Source organism: Pseudomonas sp. TE4620 (assembly GCF_056279045.1).
This window is the reverse complement of record NZ_JBWBQO010000001.1, coordinates 4,004,457-4,027,930: the sequence shown is the minus strand read 5'-3', so window position 1 is coordinate 4,027,930 and position 23,474 is coordinate 4,004,457. Positions and strand designations below refer to the sequence as shown.

The 23,474-nt window shown below is 62.5% G+C and carries 20 protein-coding genes and 2 pseudogenes; 13 read left to right on the top strand and 9 right to left on the bottom strand.

Translation table 11 applies throughout. The features are described from left to right. Nucleotides 1-40: 40 nt before the first annotated feature. A complete protein-coding gene (gene pyk, locus ACZ9A3_RS18590) occupies nucleotides 41-1,492 on the bottom strand; it encodes a pyruvate kinase (RefSeq protein WP_093379909.1) in 1,452 nt (483 codons plus the stop codon). 244 nt (nucleotides 1,493-1,736) lie between these two features. On the opposite strand from pyk, the gene ACZ9A3_RS18585 reads away from it, so the two are divergent. The 3 genes from ACZ9A3_RS18585 (at nucleotide 1,737) to sbcB (ending at nucleotide 4,101) form a co-directional block, all read left to right on the top strand. Next, on the top strand, nucleotides 1,737-2,123 hold the full coding sequence (locus ACZ9A3_RS18585; RefSeq protein WP_045197440.1) for a tetratricopeptide repeat protein: 387 nt from the start codon (nucleotides 1,737-1,739) through the stop codon (nucleotides 2,121-2,123). 126 nt (nucleotides 2,124-2,249) lie between these two features. Beyond that, entirely contained in the window at nucleotides 2,250-2,609 is a 360-nt protein-coding gene (locus ACZ9A3_RS18580; RefSeq protein WP_045197442.1) for a PilZ domain-containing protein, read from the top strand. 61 nt (nucleotides 2,610-2,670) lie between these two features. Beyond that, the gene (gene sbcB / locus ACZ9A3_RS18575; RefSeq protein ID WP_045197445.1) at nucleotides 2,671-4,101 is read left to right on the top strand and encodes an exodeoxyribonuclease I; all 1,431 of its coding nucleotides are present in this window, start codon (nucleotides 2,671-2,673) and stop codon (nucleotides 4,099-4,101) included. A gap of 74 nt (nucleotides 4,102-4,175) precedes the next feature. On the opposite strand, the gene mvaT is transcribed toward sbcB, so the two are convergent. Next, nucleotides 4,176-4,553: a histone-like nucleoid-structuring protein MvaT gene (gene mvaT, locus ACZ9A3_RS18570; protein ID WP_045197447.1), complete on the bottom strand. Its 378-nt coding sequence runs from the start codon at nucleotides 4,551-4,553 to the stop codon at nucleotides 4,176-4,178. Between the two features lie 314 nt (nucleotides 4,554-4,867). Here mvaT and purU point away from each other — a divergent pair, with 314 nt between their 5' ends. Both purU and ACZ9A3_RS18560 read left to right on the top strand, forming a co-directional pair. Beyond that, complete coding sequence (gene purU / locus ACZ9A3_RS18565) at nucleotides 4,868-5,719, top strand: formyltetrahydrofolate deformylase (RefSeq protein ID WP_476252989.1); 852 nt, start codon at nucleotides 4,868-4,870, stop codon at nucleotides 5,717-5,719. Nucleotides 5,720-5,735: 16 nt separating this feature from the next. Next, nucleotides 5,736-5,915, top strand: a complete 180-nt coding sequence (locus tag ACZ9A3_RS18560) for a hypothetical protein (protein ID WP_476253356.1) — start codon at nucleotides 5,736-5,738, stop codon at nucleotides 5,913-5,915. On the opposite strand, the gene ACZ9A3_RS18555 is transcribed toward ACZ9A3_RS18560, so the two are convergent. From ACZ9A3_RS18555 to ACZ9A3_RS18535, 5 genes and pseudogenes are all read right to left on the bottom strand, one after another. After that, nucleotides 5,890-6,894: a lysylphosphatidylglycerol synthase transmembrane domain-containing protein gene (locus ACZ9A3_RS18555; protein ID WP_476252988.1), complete on the bottom strand. Its 1,005-nt coding sequence runs from the start codon at nucleotides 6,892-6,894 to the stop codon at nucleotides 5,890-5,892. The genes ACZ9A3_RS18560 and ACZ9A3_RS18555 overlap by 26 nt on opposite strands. Further along, complete coding sequence (locus ACZ9A3_RS18550; RefSeq protein ID WP_045197453.1) at nucleotides 6,891-7,652, bottom strand: DUF2334 domain-containing protein; 762 nt, start codon at nucleotides 7,650-7,652, stop codon at nucleotides 6,891-6,893. The genes ACZ9A3_RS18555 and ACZ9A3_RS18550 overlap by 4 nt, the downstream gene beginning before the upstream one ends. Further along, nucleotides 7,645-8,766 (bottom strand): glycosyltransferase family 4 protein, encoded by a 1,122-nt coding sequence (locus tag ACZ9A3_RS18545; protein ID WP_093379917.1) that lies wholly within the window; start codon nucleotides 8,764-8,766, stop codon nucleotides 7,645-7,647. The genes ACZ9A3_RS18550 and ACZ9A3_RS18545 overlap by 8 nt, the downstream gene beginning before the upstream one ends. Nucleotides 8,767-8,968: 202 nt before the next feature. Further along, a pseudogene (locus tag ACZ9A3_RS18540) lies at nucleotides 8,969-9,565 on the bottom strand (methyl-accepting chemotaxis protein); the annotation flags it as partial. Nucleotides 9,566-9,826: 261 nt separating this feature from the next. Further along, nucleotides 9,827-10,705, bottom strand: a pseudogene (locus ACZ9A3_RS18535) (HAMP domain-containing protein); the annotation flags it as partial. Between the two features lie 313 nt (nucleotides 10,706-11,018). Between ACZ9A3_RS18535 and ACZ9A3_RS18530 the strand changes: the two are divergent. Beyond that, nucleotides 11,019-12,497 carry a helicase HerA-like domain-containing protein gene (locus ACZ9A3_RS18530; protein WP_476252987.1) on the top strand — a complete coding sequence of 493 codons (1,479 nt, stop codon included), beginning with the start codon at nucleotides 11,019-11,021 and terminating at the stop codon, nucleotides 12,495-12,497. 55 nt (nucleotides 12,498-12,552) lie between these two features. Here the strand turns inward: ACZ9A3_RS18530 and ACZ9A3_RS18525 are convergent, their stop codons facing one another. Together ACZ9A3_RS18525 and ACZ9A3_RS18520 are read right to left on the bottom strand one after the other, a co-directional pair. After that, on the bottom strand, nucleotides 12,553-14,025 hold the full coding sequence (locus ACZ9A3_RS18525; RefSeq protein WP_045197461.1) for an inorganic phosphate transporter: 1,473 nt from the start codon (nucleotides 14,023-14,025) through the stop codon (nucleotides 12,553-12,555). 341 nt (nucleotides 14,026-14,366) lie between these two features. After that, nucleotides 14,367-14,567, bottom strand: a complete 201-nt coding sequence (locus ACZ9A3_RS18520) for a hypothetical protein (RefSeq protein WP_093379923.1) — start codon at nucleotides 14,565-14,567, stop codon at nucleotides 14,367-14,369. Between the two features lie 607 nt (nucleotides 14,568-15,174). Between ACZ9A3_RS18520 and pcaR the strand changes: the two genes are divergently transcribed. From pcaR to ACZ9A3_RS18485, 7 genes are all read left to right on the top strand, one after another. Then, a complete protein-coding gene (gene pcaR / locus ACZ9A3_RS18515) occupies nucleotides 15,175-16,050 on the top strand; it encodes a pca regulon transcriptional regulator PcaR (protein ID WP_176794222.1) in 876 nt (291 codons plus the stop codon). 277 nt (nucleotides 16,051-16,327) lie between these two features. Then, nucleotides 16,328-17,674, top strand: a complete 1,347-nt coding sequence (pcaK, locus tag ACZ9A3_RS18510; RefSeq protein WP_093379926.1) for a 4-hydroxybenzoate transporter PcaK — start codon at nucleotides 16,328-16,330, stop codon at nucleotides 17,672-17,674. A gap of 167 nt (nucleotides 17,675-17,841) precedes the next feature. Next, nucleotides 17,842-18,699: a CoA transferase subunit A gene (locus tag ACZ9A3_RS18505; protein WP_045197469.1), complete on the top strand. Its 858-nt coding sequence runs from the start codon at nucleotides 17,842-17,844 to the stop codon at nucleotides 18,697-18,699. Next, nucleotides 18,696-19,475 carry a CoA-transferase subunit beta gene (locus tag ACZ9A3_RS18500; RefSeq protein WP_045197471.1) on the top strand — a complete coding sequence of 260 codons (780 nt, stop codon included), beginning with the start codon at nucleotides 18,696-18,698 and terminating at the stop codon, nucleotides 19,473-19,475. The genes ACZ9A3_RS18505 and ACZ9A3_RS18500 overlap by 4 nt, the downstream gene beginning before the upstream one ends. Continuing rightward, nucleotides 19,472-20,677: a 3-oxoadipyl-CoA thiolase gene (pcaF, locus tag ACZ9A3_RS18495; protein WP_176794321.1), complete on the top strand. Its 1,206-nt coding sequence runs from the start codon at nucleotides 19,472-19,474 to the stop codon at nucleotides 20,675-20,677. The genes ACZ9A3_RS18500 and pcaF overlap by 4 nt, the downstream gene beginning before the upstream one ends. Nucleotides 20,678-20,796: 119 nt before the next feature. After that, a complete protein-coding gene (locus ACZ9A3_RS18490) occupies nucleotides 20,797-22,086 on the top strand; it encodes an MFS family transporter (RefSeq protein ID WP_045197475.1) in 1,290 nt (429 codons plus the stop codon). Nucleotides 22,087-22,105: 19 nt separating this feature from the next. Further along, nucleotides 22,106-23,470 (top strand): 3-carboxy-cis,cis-muconate cycloisomerase, encoded by a 1,365-nt coding sequence (locus ACZ9A3_RS18485; protein ID WP_045197477.1) that lies wholly within the window; start codon nucleotides 22,106-22,108, stop codon nucleotides 23,468-23,470. Nucleotides 23,471-23,474: the final 4 nt, after the last annotated feature.

Genomic DNA, 23,474 nt, shown 5'->3' with positions numbered 1-23,474 from the left:
CAGCACAGGCTACGGGGCTTTGTTCAGCAGGGCCTGAGCATCAGACCAGCGAATCACCGACGTGCAGGATCTTCATGCCGTTGGTACCACCGATGGTGTGGTAGCTGTCGCCTTTGGTCAGGATCGCCCAGTCACCTGGCTCGACCGCGCCGCGCTGCAGCAACTCGTCGACTGCCGCCTGGCTGACTTTCTCCGCCGGCAGGGCTGCCGGATCGAAAGCCACCGGGTACACGCCACGGAACATCGCAGCGCGAGCCAGGGTGGCGCGGTGCGGCGAGAACGCGTAGATCGGCACCGAGGAACGCAGGCGCGACATGATCAGCGGGGTGTAGCCACTTTCGGTGAGGGCGATGATCGCCTTGACGCCGGGGAAGTGGTTGGCGGTGTACATGGCCGCCAGGGCGATGCTTTCGTCGCAGCGCTCGAAGCGGGTGTGCAGACGGTGGCTGGACTTCTGGCTGGTCGGGTGCTTTTCCGCGCCCAGGCAGATGCGTGCCATGGCCTGTACTGCTTCGATCGGGTAGGCGCCGGCGGCGCTTTCGGCCGAGAGCATCACCGCATCGGTGTTGTCCAGCACGGCGTTGGCCACGTCGGACACTTCGGCGCGGGTCGGCATCGGGTTCTGGATCATCGACTCCATCATCTGGGTCGCCACGATCACCGCCTTGTTGTTGCGGCGGGCGTGCTGGATGATCTTCTTCTGGATCGCGATCAGCTCGGCATCGCCGATTTCCACGCCCAGGTCGCCACGGGCCACCATGACCGCGTCACTGGCGGCGATCAGGCCGTCGAGGGTCTCGTCATCGGCGACCGCTTCGGCGCGCTCGATCTTGGCCACCAGCCAGGCGCTACCGCCGGCTTCGTCGCGCAGGCGACGGGCGTATTCCATGTCGGAGGCGTCGCGCGGGAAGGAAACGGCCAGGTAGTCCAGGTCCATTTCGGCTGCCAGCTTGATGTCGGCCTTGTCTTTTTCGGTCAGCGCCGGAGCTGTCAGGCCGCCGCCGCGACGGTTGATGCCTTTATGGTCGGACAGCGGGCCGCCGATCAGCACTTCGCAGTGCAGGGCGTCGGCGGTGGCGCTGGTTACGCGCATGACCACGCGGCCGTCGTCGAGCAGCAGCTCATCGCCGACGCCGCAGTCCTTGACCAGGTCCGGATAGTCGATGCCGACGATATCCTGGGTGCCTTCGGTCAGCGGATGGGCGGTGGAGAAGGTGAAGCGGTCACCGACCTTGAGTTCGATACGCTTGTTGCTGAACTTGGCGATACGGATCTTCGGCCCTTGCAGGTCACCGAGCAGCGCCACGTGGCGGCCCAGGCGGGCAGCGATATCGCGGATCAGGCGCGCGCGAGCCTTGTGCTCGTCAGGCGTGCCGTGGGAGAAGTTCAGGCGAGCGACATCCAGGCCGGCGAGGATCAGTTGCTCGATCACTTCCGGCGAGTTGCTGGCGGGGCCAAGGGTGGCGACGATTTTGGTACGGCGGATGGTCATGCACAGACTCCTATAGTGAAGCGCAGCGAAAGGCTACTCCGGAAAATCGCTGTAGTCATTGTTCCTTTGCACTACCTGGCGGTTAGCGCGGGTGGCGTTTGAACGGCTACAGGGCCCGAGCGCCGCTGGTGTGGGAGCGGCGGTGCGACGACTCGACTTGACCCGCGATGAGGCCAGTGCAGCCAGCCATGTCTACAGATTTTCCGCACAAAGCCGATACACTGCTCAATACAGGAGATCCCCCATGCGAGCCTTGATCGTTTTAGCCCTGGCCACCAGCGTCGTCGGTTGCACCCGCTGGTCGATGGACCATCATTTGAACAACGCCTACCGCGCCTATGACCGGGGCAACTGCGAGAAGGTCATGCTCGAGCTGTCCCAGGTCGAGCGCACCAGCCGTGCCCGACCGTTCATCCAGCCGGAAGTGTCGCTGCTGCGTGGCCAGTGCCTGGAACGGCAGAAATTGTTCGTCGATGCGGCGCAGACCTACCAGTTCATTCTTCAGCGCTACCCGCAGAGCGAGTACGCGTTCCGTGCCCGTGCCCGGCTGCAGACCCTCGAACAACTGGGCCACTACCGCAGCGGCGAAGCGGCGATTGCCCGCCCGGCAACCACCACGCCTTGGCGTTAATACTAAAGTCAGCAGGTCTGATTGTGACGCGCGGGTCAGGGTGCGCTAATCTTGTTGCTGAAATGAATGAAAAACAGCAGCCCTAGCGCGGCCCTGCTAAAAGGGTCTTCGACAGCGATCCCGACCATGTTTGACGAGCGCCGCATCGAGCGTCACCAGCTCCCTTATTTTCTCAAAGTCTTCAACCGCTTCACCGACCAGCCCATCGGCTACCTGGGAAATGTGTCCGAAGACGGCCTGATGCTGATCAGCCAGCTGCCGATGCTGGTCGGCCCGGATTTCGAGTTGCAGCTCAAAGTCCCGGGCCGCGATGGCGCAGTGCACCTGATCAACCTCACCGCCAGTTGCCTGTGGAGCCATGAAGACCAGACGCCCGGGCATTACGACTCGGGTTTCATGCTGCTGCAGGCGCCACGTGACTACGAGCAACTGGTGCGTGCCCTGCGCAACTATTTCAGCTTCCATCCGTTGAACGCTTCGGCCTGACGCTGGCCGTGACGGGCTGCTGGCCCTAGACTCTGGGCGACCTTCTGTTCAGGACGACCCCGTGAGCTCCAGCATTTTCTGGCACGACTACGAAACCACCGGTATCAACCCGCGCAACGACCGGCCCTTGCAGGTCGCCGGGGTGCGCACCGACCTTGACCTCAACGAGATCGAGGCGCCGATCAACTTCTATTGCCAGCCCAGCGCCGATATCCTGCCGCATCCCAAGGCTTGCCTGGTCACCGGCATCACTCCGCAGCAACTGGCCGCCAACGGCTTGAGCGAAGCCGAGTTCATGACCCGGGTGCATGCCGAACTGGCCCGCCCCGGCACCTGTGGCGCCGGCTACAACAGCTTGCGGTTCGACGACGAAGTCACCCGCTACAGCCTGTATCGCAACTTTTTTGATCCCTATGCCCGCGAGTGGCAGGGCGGCAACAGCCGCTGGGACTTGATCGACATCGTACGCACTGCTTATGCCCTGCGCCCGGACGGTATCGAGTGGCCACAACAGGACGGGCGCACCAGTTTGCGCCTGGAGTTGCTCACTGCCGCCAATGGCATCGACCATGGCCAGGCCCATGAAGCGTTGTCTGACGTGCGCGCCACCATTGCACTTGCGCGATTGATCCGACAGAAACAGCCCAAGCTTTATGACTGGTTGTTTCAACTGCGCAGCAAGCAGAAAGTCCTCGACCAGATTCGATTATTACAACCGATGGTGCATATCTCTGGCCGTTTCTCTGCGGCACGCAATTATCTGGGGGTGGTATTACCTCTGGCCTGGCACCCGCGCAATCGCAATGCCTTGATTGTCTGTGACCTGCACCTGGATGTTCAGCCCTTGATAGATGAGGATGCTGATTCACTGCGTCAGCGTTTATACACTCGTCGTGAGGAAATGCCTGACGGACAATTGCCGGTGCCGTTGAAATTAATCCATATCAATCGCTGCCCGGTGGTCGCCCCGTTGAGTGTATTGCGTGGCGAAGATCAGCAGCGTTTGCAACTGGATATGGCTGTTTATCAGGCGCGCGCGGCGAGTCTGATTGCCGCCGCCGGGCAATGGCAGGAGAAATTGCCGCTGGTTTATAGCGCCGAGGAGTTTGCTCCCAGCGAAGACCCGGAACAGCAGTTGTATGATGGCTTTCTTGGCGATCGTGATCGGCGTTTGTGCGAGCAAGTGCGCAGTGTCGATCCGCAGCAACTAGGGCAGGGGCAGTGGATGTTCGATGATGAACGTTTGCCAGAATTGTTGTTTCGTTATCGCGCACGCAATTTCAGCGAAACCTTGAATGCCGAGGAACGCCAGCGTTGGCAAACCTTCTGCCAGCAACGCCTGAGCGACCCGTTGATGGGCGCGCCCAATACCCTTGGGGATTTCGAGCGGGCCCTGCAGGAATGCTGGCTGGACGCCGACGCCCAGCAACAACTGTTGCTCGGCCAGTGGCGTAACCATGTGCAGGCGCTTAAGTTGCAATTGGGAATGTAAGCAAACGTTGAAAATAAAAAACGCCAGCAAGGCTGGCGTTTTTAGCGAGTAACACAAGGTTACCAGCGGGCTTATTAACCCAGCAGGGTTGCCCAGCCTTCAACCACGTCACCACCCCATTTGGCTTTCCATTCTTTCAGGGTTTTGTGGTTGCCGCCTTTGGTTTCGATGACTTCACCGTTGTGCGGGTTTTTGTATTGCTTGACCTTGCGCGCACGTTTGGTGCCGGTGGTTTTAACCGCGCCGCGCGGGGCTTTGTTCAGTTTGGCTTCTGGATCCAGCAGCGCAATGATGTCACGCAGGGACTTCGAATATTCGCCCATCAGTGCACGCAGTTTGCCTTCGAATTCCAGCTCGGTTTGCAGCTTGTCGTCTTGCGACAGGTTCTGCAGACGCGCTTGCAGTTCTTTGATGGCTTCTTCGGTAGCGCGATATTCGTTGATCAGGGACATGAGGCGTTCCTTGGAAATGAAGGATTTTGGACAGACAGTGCGGCAATAATAATCAGACAGTACCCCCAAGTAAACATTTAAGCAGGCAATTAGCTCAATGAATGCTTAAACACCTTGAGGGATTAGGTTAAGAAAAATTTACAAACTAAGTGGTTTTTCCAATAGTTAACTTGATCGCCAGCCCGCAGCGCTACACGGCAGTGCCCTCTACCGCGCCACCCGGGCAGGCGACAGGGCGCGTGCAATGAGTACTGCAGTTTTGCCGGGCACTCGCTAGAATGTGCGCCTTTGCGAAAGTTTCTGGAGTCCATTTCATGCGCACCTACCGGCTGGTGATTGCCTGCCCCGACCGCGTTGGCATCGTCGCCAAAGTCAGTAATTTCCTGGCGTCCTATAACGGCTGGATCAACGAAGCCAACCACCACTCCGACGAGCAGAGCGGCTGGTTCTTCATGCGCCACGAAATCCGCGCCGAAACCCTGCCGTTCGGTATCGAGGAATTTCGTGAAGCCTTCGCACCGATCGCCGAAGAGTTCTCGATGGTCTGGCGCATCACCGATACCGACCAGAAGAAGCGCGTAGTATTGATGGCCAGCCGCGAGTCCCACTGCCTGGCCGACCTGCTGCACCGCTGGCATGCCAAGGAACTGGAGTGCGACATTCCCTGTGTGATTTCCAACCACAACGACCTGCGCAGCATGGTCGAGTGGCACGGCATCCCGTTCTTCCATGTGCCGGTCGATCCGCAGAACAAGCAGCCGGCCTTTGCCGAAGTCTCGCGCTTGGTCAAGGAGCACGGTGCCGACGTGGTGGTACTGGCGCGCTACATGCAGATCCTGCCGCCGCAACTGTGCCAGGAATACGCCCAGCAGGTGATCAACATCCACCACAGCTTCCTGCCTTCGTTCGTCGGCGCCAAACCGTACCACCAGGCGTCGCTGCGCGGCGTCAAGCTGATCGGCGCGACCTGCCACTACGTCACCGAAGAACTCGATGCCGGCCCGATCATCGAGCAGGACGTGGTTCGCGTCAGCCATAGCGACAGCATCGAAGACATGGTGCGTTTCGGCCGTGACGTCGAGAAAATGGTCCTGGCCCGCGGCCTGCGTTATCACCTGGAAGACCGCGTGCTGGTCCACGGCAACAAGACCGTGGTGTTCAACTAAGCCTCAGTGCCGGAGGTTGGCCAATGGCCGATCCACTCGACAAGGCTACCTCCAAGGCCCGCCGACCCTCGGCGAGGGCTGCCTGAGCCGCTACGACCCGGATGCGCTGGACAGCGAAGACGGCACCGATTTTCCCGGTGCCGCCGAGCTCTGGGAGCAGCTCAAGCCGGCTAGCGACGAACCCGCGCCTGACTGAGCCGCCAGCGCTCCAGCAGCGGCCGACCCAGCAGGCAGAGGAACACCGGGCCACCGGCGACCAGGTAGAAATAGTAGGTCACCAGCCGCCAGATCAGGATGGCCGCCGCCGCGGTCGATGTGCCCACCAAAGGCGAAAGCAATGCGGCCGAGGTCATTTCAGCCGCGCCTGCACCGCCCGGCAGCAGGCTGAATTGCCCGGCGCTGAGCGACAGCATCTGCACCAGAAAGCTCGGTATCCACTGCAGATCGACCCCAAGCCCGCGCAACGCCAGGTACAGCACGCTGTAGCGCAGCCCCCAGTGCACGCAGGTCAGGGCAAACACCAGCGCCAGGGTGCGTTTGGGTAGCCGCCAGGTTTCGCCCAGGGCGCGAAAGAAGTGCAGCAGCTTGCGCGTCCAGCGTCGGCGCCTGCGGGCGGACACCTTGAGCCTGTGCAGCAACCGGCCATTGAGGCGCAGTAGCGCGCGACGGTATCGCAGCAAGCAGAGCAGGGTGGCGAAGGCGGTGCACATCAACAGCGCGCTGCTGAGCAGCAGGCCCTCCAGGCTGCGGTTGAGACTGTGGAACAGCGCGTAGCCGGCGATCCCCAGCATGGCGCAGAAAAAGAACAGCAGATCATTGAGCTGGTCGGCAGCAAATACCGCGCTGCTGCGCGCCGGCCCGATGCGATCGCGGGCCAGCAAGGCCATCAGTGCCAGCGGCCCGCCGCTGCCGCCCGGCGTTGTACAGATGGCAAACTCGGTGGCCATGATCACCCCCAGGCTGCGCAAGCGCCCCAGCGCCGCGCCCTGGCTGCCGAGCAGCAGACGCAGGCGCATGGCGTTGATGATCCAGCACACTACAATCATGGCGAACAGGCCCAGCAGCAGGTGCGGGGCAAAACCACGCAGGCGCGGCAACAGCTCGCTGCCTCCGAGCAGGGCTGGCACCAGCAGCGCCACGATCAGCGCCATCAGCAGCCAGGGCAGGCGGTTCACCGAGGGTGCCTGCTGGCCAGCCAGGCGGATTTGGTCATCGGCTCGCGGCCCTGGCGCAGCAAGCGCTGGACCGTTTGCAGCCAGTAGCGGCGGGAAAAGCCATGGCGCATGTCCACCGGGTGCAGGCCCAGGCGGATCACCGGCGCTTGGCGCAGGCGCGCCTCACGTACGTCGCACAACACTTTCGACAGCCCGCGGCGCCAACGGCTGCGGGCGCTCCAGACCAGGCCGGGGGCCGCGATCGGGCTGAAGTCGGGCAATTGAAAGATGTGCTGCGGGTCGCTGGTGTAACGCAGCGGGAGTTGGCGCAAGGCCTGGCGGGTGCCGTCGCTCATCAGCCAGGCCGGGGCGACAAAACCCGCCAGGGGCCAGTCATAGCGGCGGAACAGGTCGATACCGGCTTCAAGGCGTTGCCGCGCCTGGGGCTGGTCGAGGCTGTAGAACTCGCCTTCCCAGGTATAGATGCGGCGCATGAAGTAGTCCCGCGGCGAGCGCGGTGGCGGGCTGTCATCGGCATGAAAGTAGCCATGCAGGGCCATTTCGTCGCCACGCTGCAAGCGCCGGTCGAGCATCAGGCGAAATCCGGGGGCCTGCTCCAGGGCATTGCGCTTGTGAAAGTCCGGCACCACCAGCCAGGTCATGGGAATGTTGCCCAGAGCGTCGATGGCTTCGACGAAGGGTTGGTAGTCCGGCCAGGTTTCCGGCGCAACATCATGCAGCACCAGCAGCAGGCTCGGGCGATCGGCAGGCTCAGGCATGAGCGCGTACCGGCATCGGGTGGCCGAGCACCGCCCGGTAATGCTCGAGCAGGCCATTGACTACGCTGTCCCATCCGTAGTGCTGCTCGACATGGGCGCGGGCCTGCAGGCCCATTTGCCGGGCACCGGCCTCGAACACCTCGCGCACCGTGCGGGCCATGGCCTGGCCATCGTTGGGCGGGCACAGGCGCCCGCAGTGCTCGTTGACGATTTCGCTGAAGGCCCCGGCGGCCACGGCAATGACCGGAATGGCACTGGCCATGGCTTCGAGAATCACCAGGCCGAAGGTCTCCTGGTCGCCTGCGTGCAGCAGGGCATCGGCGCTGGCCAGCAGGCGGGCGACTTCAGCGGCCGGGCAGAAGTGATCGATGACGCTGACGTTGGCCGGCACCGTGGCCGGCATGTGCGAGCCCACCAGCAGCAGGTGATAGTGCTTGCCCAGACGTTTCATGCAGTCGAGCAGCACCGGCAGGTTCTTCTCCCGCGAGCCGCGTCCGGCGAACACCAGCAGGCGCGTGGTATCGGCGAGACCCAGTTGCCGGCGCAGCGACAGGTCACGGTGCTGCGGGTGGAAGGTTGCCAGGTCGACGCCCAGGCGCTGCACATGGACATTGTCGATACCCAGGCCGCGCAACTTGTCGGCCATTACCTGACTCGGCGCCAGCACCCGGTCGAAATTGCCATAGAGTTTGCTGACATAGGCTTCGACGTTGGGCGTGAACCAGTTGCCCATGCGGTTGCTCACCAGCAACGGCAGGTCGGAGTGATAGAAGCCGATCACCGGCACATCCAGCTGGCGCCGGGCATCCAGCGCCGCCCAGGCGGTCAGATAGGGGTCACCGACCTCGATCAGGTCCGGCTGAAGATCGTGCAGGACATTGCGCCAAGGTGCCAGGCGCAGGGGGAAGCGATAGCCGTTGCCGAATGGCAGGGCCGGGGCCGGCACCTTGTAGATGCCGTTATCGTGGCTGGCGCTGGCGCCGGGAATCAACAGGCTGTGACGAACACCGGGAGTAAGGCCCAGGCGGCGGTGTTTGGCATCAAGATAGGTACGCACGCCGCCGCTGGCGGGCGCGTAGAACATGGTGATGTCAGCGATGTGCACGATCAGCATCCCTCCGAGATCGTCTCCAGAGTGTGTCACCAGGCGGCTTTTCGCCGCTGGAGACGCGCCCTAAGGTTGACCTCTATGAAGGATAGTTTGTTCGATTGGGTTCGGTAGCGGCTAGCGGCAAGCTACAAGCTGCAAGAAAAAGCAGAGCGCACTAGGCTCTGTTTCTTCTTGCACCTTACAGCTTGTAGCTTGCCGCTCAAGCTCAAATACGGAAGCTGCCCACCAGTTGTTTCAGGCGGCTGGCTTGTTGCTCAAGGTCGGCGCAGGCGCGCAGGGTCGACTGCAGGTTCTCGACCCCTTCCTGGTTGAGCATGTTGATTTCGTTGATGTCCATGTTGATCGAATCGACCACGGCGGTTTGTTCTTCGGTGGCGGTGGCCACCGACTGGTTCATGCCGTCGATCTCGCCGATGCGCAGGGTTACGCTGCCCAGGCGCTCACCGGCCTGGTTGGCGATCTCGACGCTGTCCTGGCTGTGGCGCTGGCTTTGGCCCATGGTGTCGACCGATTCACGGGCGCCGACCTGCAGCTCTTCGATCATGTTCTGCACTTGCTGCGCCGACTCCTGGGTGCGGTGCGCCAGGTTGCGTACTTCATCGGCGACCACGGCAAAACCGCGACCGGCTTCCCCTGCGCGTGCCGCCTCGATGGCGGCGTTGAGCGCCAGCAGGTTGGTCTGCTGCGAGATGCTGGTGATCACTTCGAGGATCTGGCCGATGTTCACCGTCTTGCTGTTGAGCGTCTCGATGTGTGCGCTGGAAGTGCAGATCAGGTCCGACAGACGGTTCATCGCCTGGATGCTGCGATCGACCACCTGCTGGCCTTCTTCAGCCAGATGCCGTGCCGAGCTTGCCTGTTGCGAGGCTTGCGCGGCGTTGTGGGCGATTTCCTGGGCGGCGGCGCCCAACTGGTTGATCGCCGCGGCAACGCTGTTGGTGCGGTTGGACTGCTCGTCGGAGTTGACCATCGACGAGTTGGAGGCGCTGACGACCCGCAGGGCCACTTCGTTGACCTGCTCGGTGGCCGAAGACACTTCGCGGATCGAACCGTGGATGCGCTCGACGAAGCGGTTGAAGGCGGTGCCGAGGATGCCGAATTCGTCGTGGTTATGGATCGCCAGACGCTTGGTCAGGTCGCCCTCACCTTCGGCGATGTCCTCCATGGCCCGGGTCATGGTGTGCAGCGGTTGCATCAGTACGCGGATCAGCAGGCCGAGCAGGGCAATGATGATGACCACGGCGACCAGGGTGGCAATCACCGCCGAGGTGCGGAATTTGCTCAGCATCGAGTAGGCCTCGTCCTTGTCTACCGACAGGCCGATGTACCAGTTGGCTGAAGGCAGGCCCTTGACCGGGGCGAAGCTGAGGATCCGGGTCTTGCCGTCAAGTTCGACCTCGCTCGGTTCCTTGCTGATGCGCGGGGTGTTCTGTGGAAACAGGTCCGACAGCGACTTCATCACCAGGTTTTTATCCGGGTGCACGAGGATCTTGCCTTGATCGTTGATCAGGAAGGCGTAGCCCATGCCGCCGAAGTTCAGCGAGTTGATGATCTCGGTCAGGCCGTCGAGGGCCAGGTCGCCACCGACCACGCCAACGTTGCGCGCAGCGGTCGCCACCACCGAAATGACCATCTTGCCGGTGCTGACATCAATATAAGGTTCGGTCAGGATCGGCCCGTTGGCGGCCATGCCGTCTTTATACCAGGGGCGTACGCGCGGGTCGTAGCCGTCGGGCATCTTGGTCTGTGGGCGGATGGTGAAACCGCCGTTGACGTCACCCAGGTAAATGGTCAGGAAACTTGAGACCAGCGCTTGTTGGCCGAGCAGCGTGCCGACTTTGTCAGCCTCGGGAAACGCGGCAATGTTTTGTGCAACGTTTTGTACCAGCAGAATACGACCGTCAAACAGGTTCTTGATATTGGTCGAAGTGGTTTCGCCCATTTCTTCAAGATAGTTTTCCAGATCCTCGCGAATGGCATTACGCTGCAAGAAATCGTTGTACAAGGTAAACAGGGTAAAGGCGATCATGACGATCAGCGAGGCGGCCAATAGGATCTTGTGGCTGAATCGGAGGCTTTTGTTCATAACGTGTCGGTCCGCTAAGGTCTTGTTATCCGGGTCGTTCGCACAAAGAACAGCGTGAAAGCAGTGCAGGTCCCAATTCCTTGTCGGGCTATTCCTGTCTTCCTGGTGGTCTATCGCTATTTAATATCGGCCGTTTCAAGCCAAAGCTTTAAACAGAGGGTGAAAAAACATGCCTGACTCTTCGCAATTCGTGCTCGGCGCCGACCTCGCCGGGCAGCCGGTGGCCCAGGCCATGCGCCTGGCTAACCGTCACGGCCTGGTGGCCGGGGCGACCGGTACCGGCAAGACCGTAACCCTGCAACACATGGCCGAAGCCTTCAGCGACGCTGGCGTGGCGGTGTTTGCCGCTGATGTCAAAGGCGACCTGTGCGGCCTGGGCGCGGCGGGCAACCCCCAGGGTAAGGTGGCCGAGCGCATTGCCGGCATGCCCTGGCTGAACCATCGGCCTCAGGCTTATCCGGTCAGCTTGTGGGATATTCACGGCCAGTCTGGTCATCCGCTGCGCACCACCCTCAGCGAAATGGGCCCGTTGTTGTTGGGTAATTTGCTGGAGCTGACCGACAGCCAGCAGGCGGCGTTGTATGCCGCGTTCAAGGTCGCCGACCGCGAAGGCCTGTTGCTACTCGACATCAAGGACCTCAAAGCGCTGCTGGCGCACCTGAAGGACAACCCGCAACTGCTCGGTGAAGACAGTGCGCTGATGACCACCGGCTCCAGCCAGGCCCTGTTGCGGCGCCTGGCAACCCTCGAGCAGCAGGGCGCCGAAGCGTTGTTCGGCGAACCGGCCTTGCAACTGGAAGATATCCTGCAGCCGGATGTCGATGGTCGCGGACGCATTCACCTGCTCGACGCCAGCCGCCTGGTGCATGAGGCGCCGAAGGTCTATGCGACCTTCCTGCTGTGGCTGTTGGCCGAACTGTTCGAGCAATTGCCCGAGCGTGGCGATGCCGACAAACCGTTGCTGGCGCTGTTCTTTGATGAGGCCCACTTGCTGTTCAATGGCACCCCCAAGGCCCTGCAGGACCGGCTGGAGCAGGTGGTGCGGCTGATCCGTTCCAAGGGCGTAGGTGTGTACTTTGTCACCCAGTCGCCGGGCGATCTGCCGGATGATGTCCTCGCGCAGTTGGGCCTGCGCGTCCAGCACGGCCTGCGGGCATTCACCGCCAAGGAGCAGAAATCCCTCAAGGCCGTGGCCGATGGTTTCCGCCCCAACCCGCAATTCGACACCTTGAGCGTGCTCACCGAGCTGGGCATCGGTGAGGCCCTGGTCGGTACCCTGCAGGAAAAGGGCACGCCGGGTATGGTCCAGCGTGTACTGATTGCCCCGCCGCAGTCGCGCATCGGGCCGCTGAGCGCCGCCGAACGGGCAGCGCTGATTGCCGCTTCGCCCTTGGTCGGGCGTTATGACAAACCGATCGACCGTGAATCGGCCTATGAAATGCTCAATGCCCGTAAAGGCGGCGCCGCTGAGCCTGAGCAGGCGCCGGCTGCGGCTGAAGAGAGCTTGGCCGACAAAGCCGGCGAGTTCCTGCAAAGCGCAGCAGGGCAGGCGATCAAGTCGGCGGTACGCCAGGCGGCCAACCAGTTCGGGCGCCAGTTGGTACGGGGCCTGATGGGTTCGTTGCTCGGCGGCAGCAAGCGCCGCTGATTGCATCAGGCATAAAAAAGGCGCCCCTCGGGGCGCCTTTTTACTGCGGGGTGTATTAGCCGATGGCTTTGGTCGCCAGCCAGAACAAAGCTGCCGACAAGCCCACGGTAGCCGGAAGGGTCAGTACCCAGGCCAGCAGGATGGTGCGCACGGTGCCACCTTGCAGGCCGCTCTTGTTCGCCACCATGGTACCGGCCACACCCGAGGACAGTACGTGGGTGGTCGAGACCGGCAGGCTGAAGATGTTGGCCATGCCGATGGCGCAGGCTGCGGTGATCTGCGCCGACATGCCCTGGGCATAGGTCATGCCCTGCTTGCCGATCTTCTCGCCGATGGTCAGCACTACGCGTTTCCAGCCGACCATGGTACCCAGGCCCAGGGCCAGGGCGACCGCGAGAATCACCCAGAACGGTGCGTACTCGGTGGTGGCGGTGAGGTCCTTGCGCAGTTTGTCCAGGTCCGCCTTCTCGCGTGCCTGCAGGCCTGGCAGCTTGCCGACCTTCTTGGCCGTGTCGTCCAGGCAGAGCAGGTAACGACGTACTTCAATGCGTTTTTCCGGCGTCAGCGAACGGTAGTCGGCCACGCCTTTGAGCGAATCGAGCAAGGCATTGATGGTCGGCTCGGTCTGCTGCGGGTTGCAACTGAACTGTTCTGGCAGGTCGCCTTCTTTGGCTTTGCCCAGGGCCAGGAATTCGCCCAGGGTCGCTTCGTTGCGCTGGTAGAACTGGTTCAGGTGCAGCGTGGCGTCGCGGGTCCGCTCGATCTGGTAGGTGGTGCTGTTGAGGTCGAGAACGAACGCCGATGGAACGATACCGATCAGTACCAGCATGATCAGGCCGATACCTTTCTGACCGTCGTTGGAACCGTGCACGAAGCTCACACCCATCGCCGAAATTACCAGCACCAGGCGGTTCCAGAATGGCGGGTGCTTCTTGTCGTCGAGTTTGCGGCGCTGTTCCGGCGTCTTGTGCATCTTCGACAGTGGTCGCCACCATTTCAGGCCCAGCAGCACCAGCGCGGCGACAGCGAAACCGGCCATCGGCGACAGTACCAGCGACATGCCGATATCGATTGCCTTCTGCCAGTTGACCCCGTCACCCAGCGGAATGTCGCTGATCAGGGCGTTGGCCAGGCCCACGCCGAGGATCGAGCCGATCAACGTGTGCGAACTGGACGCCGGGATCCCGAAGTACCAGGTACCCAGGTTCCAGGTGATGGCGGCAGCCAATAGAGAGAAGACCATCGCCAGGCCGTGGCCGGTGTTCACGTTGATCAGCAGTTCGACCGGCAGCAGGTGAACGATGGCATACGCCACGCCGACACCGCCGAGCAGAACCCCGAGGAAGTTGAACACGCCGGAGAAGAACACGGCCAGGTGCGGCGGCATGGCTTTGGTATAGATGACTGTAGCTACCGCGTTAGCGGTGTCATGAAAGCCATTGATGAACTCGAAGGCGAGTACGAAGGTCAGAGCGAGCAGCAAGCTCACCAGTACCCAGGCATCAAGTCCGCTGAATAAATCGATCATGAAGGAATTCTGACCCGGTCATAAGGGGGCGCGATTATGCCAGAAATCCCCGGTAATCGATGCCCCTGCGACGGACCGCTCGACGACTTTTCTACCCCATTGCCCAAGCCGCTGAGTCGGCGATGCTTCGGTGATCGTCGGCTAAAATCGAAAAAAATCGAGAAAAATTAAACATTTGCATGATTTCATGCGTGTCAGAAAAAAATCAAACGGCCGTATGAAATTTGTGAAATTCCGTTACCGCATGCGTATGACGGCGCAAAAATCAGCTGCATCGTGCTCAGCTAAAAGCATCCCCGCACGCCGTGGCGCGGCGTGTTGCGATCGCCATCAGGCGTGGCTCAGGGCGCCGGGTCCTTGAGTTCTTTCTCGATTTTTTCCAGTTCCTGGGCGAAGGCCTGGTCTAGCACGCTTGCGCGTTTGCGCCATGGCTTGCGTTCCGGGTCGGGTTGCGCGGCATAAGTGGTGACTTCACCGCCATAGACGTCCTTGTAACGTTGTTCCTGGCGCTCTAGTTCGGCGCGCAGTTCATCTTTGGTCACAGTATTACCTGTATGGATATAAACCCTGGCGTTTACGCGGGCAATTGAGTGCGCGGGGCACAACATGCACACGGCTACGCGGCCAGAGCGGCATAACTGTCGCAGCAACAGTAGGTTGTGGTGGTGCAAGCGAAAGTGAACATCGAGGTGTTCACGTTAATGGCACTTGCAGCGATCCGGTTGTGTCTGCCTGGGGGCAGCAGCGGATTGGATCCGCACTATCCCCGCCCAAGGGCGTGGATACGAAGTTTTATTATAGCAAGCAGATTGTCTGACACTAGTACTCTCTATTGTTGATAAGAACAATAGAGCGGCGGTTTTGTTACCAAGTTATGAATGCGCTCAGTCCGCCGAGTATGAAATTTGAACCGGGCGCCGAGAAAAAGTTCTCTGGCCACCGACCCCGTCTTTTACGGAGGAAGGAAAAACGGCCTCGCTTCGTGGGCAAGGCCGTGCCTGGGACTTCTACGGTGGGTACCTGACCAGTCTCTCCAAGAAGCCACATGGTGGCGGGAGAAAGGTATAAGCAATTGAGGGTAGCGGTCAATTGCGATTATCGGTCGATGGTTCGATAATCGCCCCAGTGACCGTGTTGCCGAGGCTAGCCATGACAGAAGAAACCACGCCCAAAGGGCCAGGATTGAACGACAACGTGCGTAGCTCGTTTGCGTCCCTGGCGCCGCCTATCGTTGCCTCGCCGGCCAAGCGTATCCAGGCCTTTACCGGTGACCCCGATTTCATGACCTCGCTGGCCCGGGGCCTGGCGGTAGTTCAGGCGTTCCAGGAGCGCAAGCGCCACCTGACCATCGCCCAGATCAGCCACCGCACGGAAATCCCCCGCGCCGCGGTACGCCGCTGCCTGCATACGCTGATCAAGCTCGGCTACGCCACCACCGACGGGCGCACCTATTCGCTGCTGCCCAAGGTGCTGACCCTGGGTCACGCCTACTTGTCGTCGACGCCGCTGGCGGTATCAGCGCAGCCTTATCTGGACCGCATGAGCGACCAGTTGCACGAGGCTTGCAACATGGCCACCCTGGAGGGCGACGACATTCTCTACATCGCCCGCTCGGCCACGGTGCAGCGCCTGATTTCGGTCGACCTGTCGGTTGGCGGGCGCCTGCCGGCTTATTGCACCTCCATGGGCCGTATCCTGTTGGCGGCGCTGGACGACGCAACCCTGCACGAATACCTCGAGCACGCCGACCTGCAGGCCAAGACCAGCCGCACCCTCCATGACCCGGTGGCCTTGCTCGAGTGCCTGCAGCTGGTTCGCCAGCAGGGCTGGTGCGTGGTCGACCAGGAGCTGGAGCAGGGCTTGCGCTCGATTGCCGTTCCGGTTTACGACGCCTCCGGCCAGGTGCTGGCGGCGCTCAACGTCAGTACCCATGCCGGACGGGTCAGCCGCACCGAGCTTGAACAGCGCTTCCTGCCGATCATGCTTGCCGCCAGTCGTGACCTCAGCGCGCAATTGTTCGCCTGAACGTTCCTGTTCGATAAACGCACAGAGATGCGTTTATCGAATTGCGCCGCGCCCGCCTGCTTATTAATGTCCCTCGCAGCGGTCAGCCTGCCCTGGCCGCCCATAATAATGAGCGAGAGGCAAACGCCCCATGACCGACTTCCTGTCCCTGCACGGTTTGCACCTGTCCTACGCGGGACTGCGCGGCAGCTGATCCAGTTTTTCGATCCCGTCCCTGTTCGTCCGTGCCGTTCACGCGCGCACCCGCACACGCGCGCGCTTCTTCTGGATAAAAATAATGAATAGTCCTCAAGCTGCTGTCGGAAACTGCCTTGATGTGCAGTCCTTTATCAATAGCCAACCGCTGTCGCGCTACCAATGGCGGGTGGTGATCCTGTGCTTTCTGATCGTCTTCCTCGACGGCCTCGATACGGCGGCCATGGGCTTTATCGCCCCGGCCCTGTCCCAGGACTGGGGCATTGACCGGGCCAGCCTCGGCCCGGTGATGAGCGCTGCGTTGATCGGCATGGTCTTCGGTGCGCTGGGGTCCGGGCCGCTGGCCGATCGTTTCGGGCGCAAAGTCGTACTGGTGGGGGCAGTGCTGCTGTTCGGCGCGTTCAGCCTGGCGTCGGCCTACAGCACCAATGTTGACCAGTTGCTGGTGCTGCGTTTTCTCACCGGGCTGGGCCTGGGCGCGGGCATGCCCAATGCCACGACGCTGCTGTCCGAATACACCCCGGAGCGGCACAAGTCGCTGCTGGTGACCAGCATGTTCTGCGGCTTCAACCTGGGCATGGCCGGGGGTGGCTTCATTTCTGCCAAGCTGATCCCGGCGTTCGGCTGGCACAGCCTGCTGCTGATCGGCGGGGTTCTGCCACTGGTGCTGGCGGTGGTGCTGGTGTTCTGGCTGCCGGAGTCGGCGCGTTACCTGGTAGTGCGCAACCGGGGCACCGACAAGGTACGCAAGACCCTGGCGCCGATCGAGCCGGCCATCGTCGGCCAGGCATCGAGCTTCAGCGTGCCGGAGCAAAAGACAGTCAAAGCCCGCAACGTGTTTGCGGTGATCTTCTCCGGGACTTACAGCGTCGGCACTCTGCTCTTGTGGCTGACCTATTTCATGGGCCTGGTGATTGTCTACCTGCTGACCAGCTGGCTGCCAACCCTGATGCGCGACAGTGGCGCGAGCATGGAGCAGGCTGCCTTCATCGGTGCGCTGTTCCAGTTTGGCGGGGTGCTCAGCGCCGTGGCGGTGGGCTGGGCCATGGACCGTTACAACCCGCACAAGGTTATCGGCACCTTCTACTTGCTGGCCGGGGTGTTTGCCTACGCGGTAGGGCAGAGCCTGGGCAACATCACCCTTCTCGCGACCCTGGTGCTGATTGCCGGTATGTGCGTCAACGGTGCGCAGTCGGCGATGCCGTCGCTGGCGGCCCGCTTCTACCCGACCCAGGGGCGCGCCACCGGGGTGTCGTGGATGCTCGGTATCGGCCGTTTCGGGGCGATTCTCGGGGCGTGGATGGGCGCAACCCTGTTGGGCCTGGGCTGGAATTTCGAACAAGTGCTGACCGCGCTGGTGATCCCGGCGGCACTGGCCACCACGGCGGTGATTATCAAGGGCATGGTCAGTCACGCAGATGCGACCTGACAGCCCTCGCACGTGTTGTTAGCAAGATAACAATCAGTTCGATAATCGAACAGTTAGTCGATTATCGGATTGAACAGCCCCCCAGCCCATCTTAATCTGAACCCATGACCGGCGCCGCCCGAGGCGCCTTGAAACCGACCCCGACTCAGCATATCCAGGAGTCTGCAATGGCTGAAATCCTCTCGCTCCACGACGCCGTGAAGCAGTTCGTCAACGACGGAGACAGCGTCGCCCTCGAAGGCTTCACGCACTTGATTCCGACTGCCGCCGGGCATGAAATCATTCGTCAGGGCAAGAAAGATCTGACCCTGGTACGCATGACGCCTGACCTGATCTACGACCAGCTGATCGGCGCCGGTTGCGCCCGCAAGCTGATTTTCTCCTGGGGCGGCAACCCGGGTGTCGGTTCCCTCCATCGCCTGCGCGACGCGGTTGAAAAACACTGGCCGCACGCTATCGAGATCGAAGAACACAGCCACGCCGACCTGGCCAACGCCTACGTCGCCGGCGCCTCGGGCCTGCCCTTCGCGGTGCTGCGTGCCTACGCAGGTTCCGACCTGCCGAAGGTCAACCCACTGATCAAGAGCGTGACTTGCCCGTTCACCGGTGAAGTCCTCGCCGCCGTGCCTTCGGTACGCCCGGACGTCACCGTGATTCACGCGCAAAAGGCCGACCGCAAGGGCAACGTGCTGCTCTGGGGCATTCTCGGTGTGCAGAAGGAAGCAGCCCTGGCGGCCAAGCGCTGCATCGTCACCGTCGAGGAAATTGTCGACGACCTCCAGGCGCCGATGAACGCCTGCGTGCTGCCGACCTGGGCGCTGTCTGCGGTGTGCCTGGTACCGGGCGGCGCGCATCCGTCCTACGCCCATGGTTACTACGAGCGGGACAATCGCTTCTACCAGGCCTGGGACCCGATTGCCCGCAGCCGCGAAAGCTTCACGGCGTGGGTCGACCAGTACATTCGCGGCACCGCCGACTTCACTGAATTCAAGGCAAAACTGGCCAGCGCGGAGGCTGCACAATGAGCTACTCCACCAATGAAATGATGACCGTTGCCGCAGCCCGTCGCCTGCGCAATGGCGCCGTCTGCTTCGTCGGCATCGGCCTGCCGTCCAAGGCCGCCAACCTGGCGCGCCTGACTTCGTCGCCCGATGTCGTGCTGATTTACGAGTCCGGCCCGATCGGCGCCAAGCCAAGCGTGCTGCCGCTGTCGATCGGTGACGGCGAGCTGGCGGAAACCGCCGACACCGTGGTGCCGACCGGCGAGATCTTTCGCTACTGGCTGCAGGGCGGGCGCATCGATGTGGGCTTTCTCGGCGCGGCCCAGGTCGACCGCTTCGGCAACATCAACACCACCGTGGTCGGTGACTATCACCAGCCCAAAGTTCGCCTGCCAGGTGCCGGTGGCGCGCCGGAGATCGCCGGTTCCGCCAAGCAGGTGCTGATCATCCTCAAGCAGTCGAACCGTGCCTTTGTCGACAAGCTCGACTTCATTACCTCGGTCGGCCACGGCGAAGGCGGTGATTCACGCAAGCGCCTGGGCCTGCCAGGCGAGGGGCCGGTAGGCATTATTACCGACCTGTGCATCATGGAGCCGGAAGCCGGTACTCATGAGTTCGTGGTGACCTCGATCCACCCGGGTGTGACCCGCGAGCAGATCATCGCTGCCACCGGCTGGGCCATCCGTTTTGCCGACAACGTGCAAACCACCGTCGCACCGAGCGATGTCGAGCTCAACGCCCTGCGCGACCTTGAAGCGCGCACCGCCGCCGCCCACGGCCAAGCGCCAGGAGAAGCCTGATGCGTGACGTATTTATCTGCGATGCCATTCGCACCCCCATTGGCCGCTTTGGCGGCGCCCTGGCCAGCGTGCGCGCCGACGACCTGGCGGCAGTGCCGCTCAAGGCATTGATCGAGCGTAACCCGCAGGTACAGTGGGATCAGCTCGACGAGGTGTTCCTCGGCTGCGCCAACCAGGCCGGTGAAGACAACCGTAACGTCGCGCGCATGGCGCTGCTGCTGGCCGGCTTGCCGGACAGCGTGCCGGGGGTGACCCTCAACCGCCTCTGCGCCTCGGGCATGGACGCGGTGGGCACGGCCTTTCGCGCCATCGCCAGCGGCGAGATGGAGCTGGCGATTGCCGGCGGCGTCGAGTCGATGTCCCGGGCGCCGTTCGTCATGGGCAAGGCCGACAACGCCTACTCGCGCAACATGAAGCTGGAAGACACCACCATCGGCTGGCGCTTCATCAACCCGCTGGTGAAGGCCCAGTACGGCGTCGATGCCATGCCGCAGACCGCCGACAACGTTGCCGACGATTACCAGGTCTCGCGTGCCGACCAGGACGCCTTTGCCCTGCGCAGCCAGCAACGCACGGCTGCCGCCCAGGCTGCGGGCTTCTTTGCCGAAGAGATCGTGCCGGTGCGCATCGCCCATAAAAAGGGCGAGACGGTCGTTGAGCACGACGAGCACCCGCGCGCCGACACCACCCTCGAAGCCCTGGCCCGGCTCAAGCCAGTCAACGGCGCGGACAAGACCGTCACCGCCGGCAATGCCTCGGGGGTCAACGACGGTGCTGCGGCGCTGATCCTGGCCTCGGCAGACGCAGTGAAAAAGCATGGCCTGACCCCGCGGGCGCGGGTGCTTGGCATGGCCAGTGCCGGTGTGGCGCCGCGGGTAATGGGCATCGGCCCGGTGCCGGCGGTGCGCAAACTGACCGAGCGCCTGGGCGTGGCGGTGGCTGATTTTGATGTCATCGAACTCAACGAAGCCTTTGCCAGCCAGGGCCTGGCCGTGCTGCGCGAACTCGGCCTGGCCGACGATGCGCCGCAGGTCAATCCCAACGGCGGCGCCATTGCCCTTGGCCATCCGCTGGGTATGAGCGGCGCGCGCCTGGTCCTTACCGCTTTGCACCACCTGGAGAAATCCGGCGGACGCAAAGGCCTGGCGACCATGTGTGTCGGCGTCGGCCAGGGCCTGGCCCTGGCCATCGAGCGGGTGTAAACCAATGGCCCGGCCGCGCCGCCTCCACGCAAGGCGGCGCGGCCGGCGTGATTGTTCTGTGGAACGTGAGTGTTACTGAGTGTGTCTAGACTCTCAGAACCCACCAAGAGTAAGCAGCCATGACTTCAGCCTATTACACCGGTGAGGAGCGTAGTAAACGCATCTTTGCCATTGTCGGTGCGTCCTCGGGCAACCTGGTCGAATGGTTCGACTTTTACGTCTATGCCTTCTGCGCCATCTATTTCGCCCCGGCCTTTTTCCCCTCCGACGATCCGACGGTACAGTTGCTCAACACCGCCGGGGTGTTCGCCGCCGGCTTTCTGATGCGACCGATTGGTGGCTGGCTGTTCGGCCGCGTTGCCGACCGTCACGGCCGCAAGAACTCGATGATGATCTCGGTGCTGATGATGTGCGCCGGATCGCTGGTCATCGCCTGCCTGCCCACCTATGCCTCGATCGGCGCCTGGGCGCCGGCGCTGCTGTTGCTGGCGCGGCTGTTCCAGGGCCTGTCGGTGGGCGGTGAATATGGCACTACCGCCACCTACATGAGTGAAGTGGCGCTGCGCGGCCAGCGCGGTTTTTTTGCCTCGTTCCAGTACGTGACCCTGATCGGCGGGCAGTTGCTGGCGGTGCTGGTGGTAGTGATTCTTCAGCAGTTGCTCAGTGAAGACGAACTGCGCGCCTGGGGCTGGCGCATCCCGTTTGTGGTCGGCGCCATTGCTGCGCTGATCTCGTTGTTTCTGCGCCGCTCGCTGGAAGAAACCAGCAGCGCCGAAACCCGCAACGACAAGGACGCCGGCAGCATCGCCGGGCTGTTTCGCAACCACAAGGCGGCGTTCATCACCGTGCTTGGCTACACCGCCGGCGGCTCGCTGATCTTCTACACCTTCACCACTTACATGCAGAAGTACCTGGTCAACACCGCCGGCATGAGCGCCAAGACCGCAAGCTTCATCATGACCGGCGCATTGTTTTTGTACATGTGCATGCAGCCGTTGTTCGGCATGCTCTCGGACCGTATCGGCCGGCGTAATTCGATGCTGCTGTTCGGCGCGTTGGGCACGCTGTTCACCGTGCCGATCCTGCTGGCGCTGAAAACCGTCACCAGCCCGTTCCTGGCCTTCGTGCTGATTACCCTGGCGCTGTGCATCGTCAGCTTCTACACCTCGATCAGCGGTCTGGTCAAAGCCGAAATGTTCCCGCCGCAGGTACGCGCCCTGGGCGTCGGCCTGGCGTATGCGGTGGCCAACGCGCTGTTTGGCGGCTCGGCCGAGTACGTCGCCTTGGGGCTGAAATCCATGGGCATGGAAAACACCTTTTACTGGTACGTTACGGCGATGATGGCGATTGCCTTCCTGTTCAGCCTGCGCTTGCCGAAGCAGGCTGCGTACCTGCACCACGACCATTGACCTGTTCAAGGACCTGCCAATGAACCCGCGTCCGGGCAATCAGCTGTTCGATGCCTATTTCACCGCGCAGGGAATGCGCGAGATTTTCTCTGACCGTGGCCGGGTGCAGGGCATGCTTGATTTCGAAGCGGCCCTGGCCCGTGCCGAAGCGGCCACTGGGGTAATCCCCCAGGTGGCGGTGGCGGCGATCGAAACCGCCTGTCATGCCGAACGCTATGACTTTGCCGCGCTGGCCGAGGCGATTGCCGTGGCCGGCAACTCGGCGATCCCGCTGGTCAAGGCGCTGGGCAAGGTGATTGCCAGTGGCGTACCGGAGGCCGAGCGTTATGTGCACCTGGGCGCCACCAGCCAGGATGCCATGGACACCGGCCTGGTGTTGCAACTGCGGGCGGCGCTGGCCTTGATCGAGGCCGACCTGGCGCAACTGACCAACGCCCTGGCGCGCCAGGCCGAGATTCACGCCGAGACGCCCCTGGCCGGGCGCACCTGGCTGCAACATGCTACGCCGGTCACCTTGGGCATGAAGATTGCCAGCTGGCTGGGCGCCTTGAATCGCCATCGCCAGCGCCTGCAGGAACTCAAGCCGCGCCTGCTGACCCTGCAGTTTGGCGGCGCCTCCGGGACCCTGGCGGCGTTGGGCGACAAGGCCTTGCCGGTGGCCGAAGCCTTGGCCGCAGATTTGCAGCTGACGCTGCCTGAACAACCCTGGCACACCCAGCGCGACCGTCTGGTGGAGTTCGCGGCGGTGCTCGGCATGATTGCCGGCAGCCTTGGCAAGCTCGGCCGTGACGTCAGCCTGCTGATGCAGACTGAAGCGGCTGAGGTGTTCGAGCCTTCGGCGCCGGGCAAGGGCGGTTCCTCGACCATGCCGCACAAGCGCAACCCGGTCGGCGCTGCGGTGCTGATCGGCGCCGCCACCCGGGTCCCGGGCCTGCTGGCCACGCTGTATGCCGCCATGCCCCAGGAGCACGAGCGCAGCCTCGGCCTGTGGCATGCCGAATGGGAAACCCTGCCGGAGATCTGCTGCCTGGTCTCCGGGGCGCTGCGCCAGGCACAGATCATCGCCGATGGCCTGGAAGTGGACGCCGAGCGCATGCGCCGCAACCTCGACCTGACCCAGGGCCTGGTGCTGGCGGAAGCGGTGAGTATCGTCCTGGCCCAGCGCCTGGGCCGTGACCATGCCCACCATCTGCTGGAAACCTGCTGCAAGCGGGCCGTGGCCGAGCAGCGCCATCTGCGCGCCGTGCTGGGCGACGAGCCGCAGGTCAGTGCCGAACTTTCGCCAGACGAGCTCGATCGTCTGCTCGACCCAGCCCACTACCTCGGCCAGGCTCGTGCCTGGGTCGAGCGGGCGCTGGCTGAACATCACCGCGTCAATGCCTGAAGGA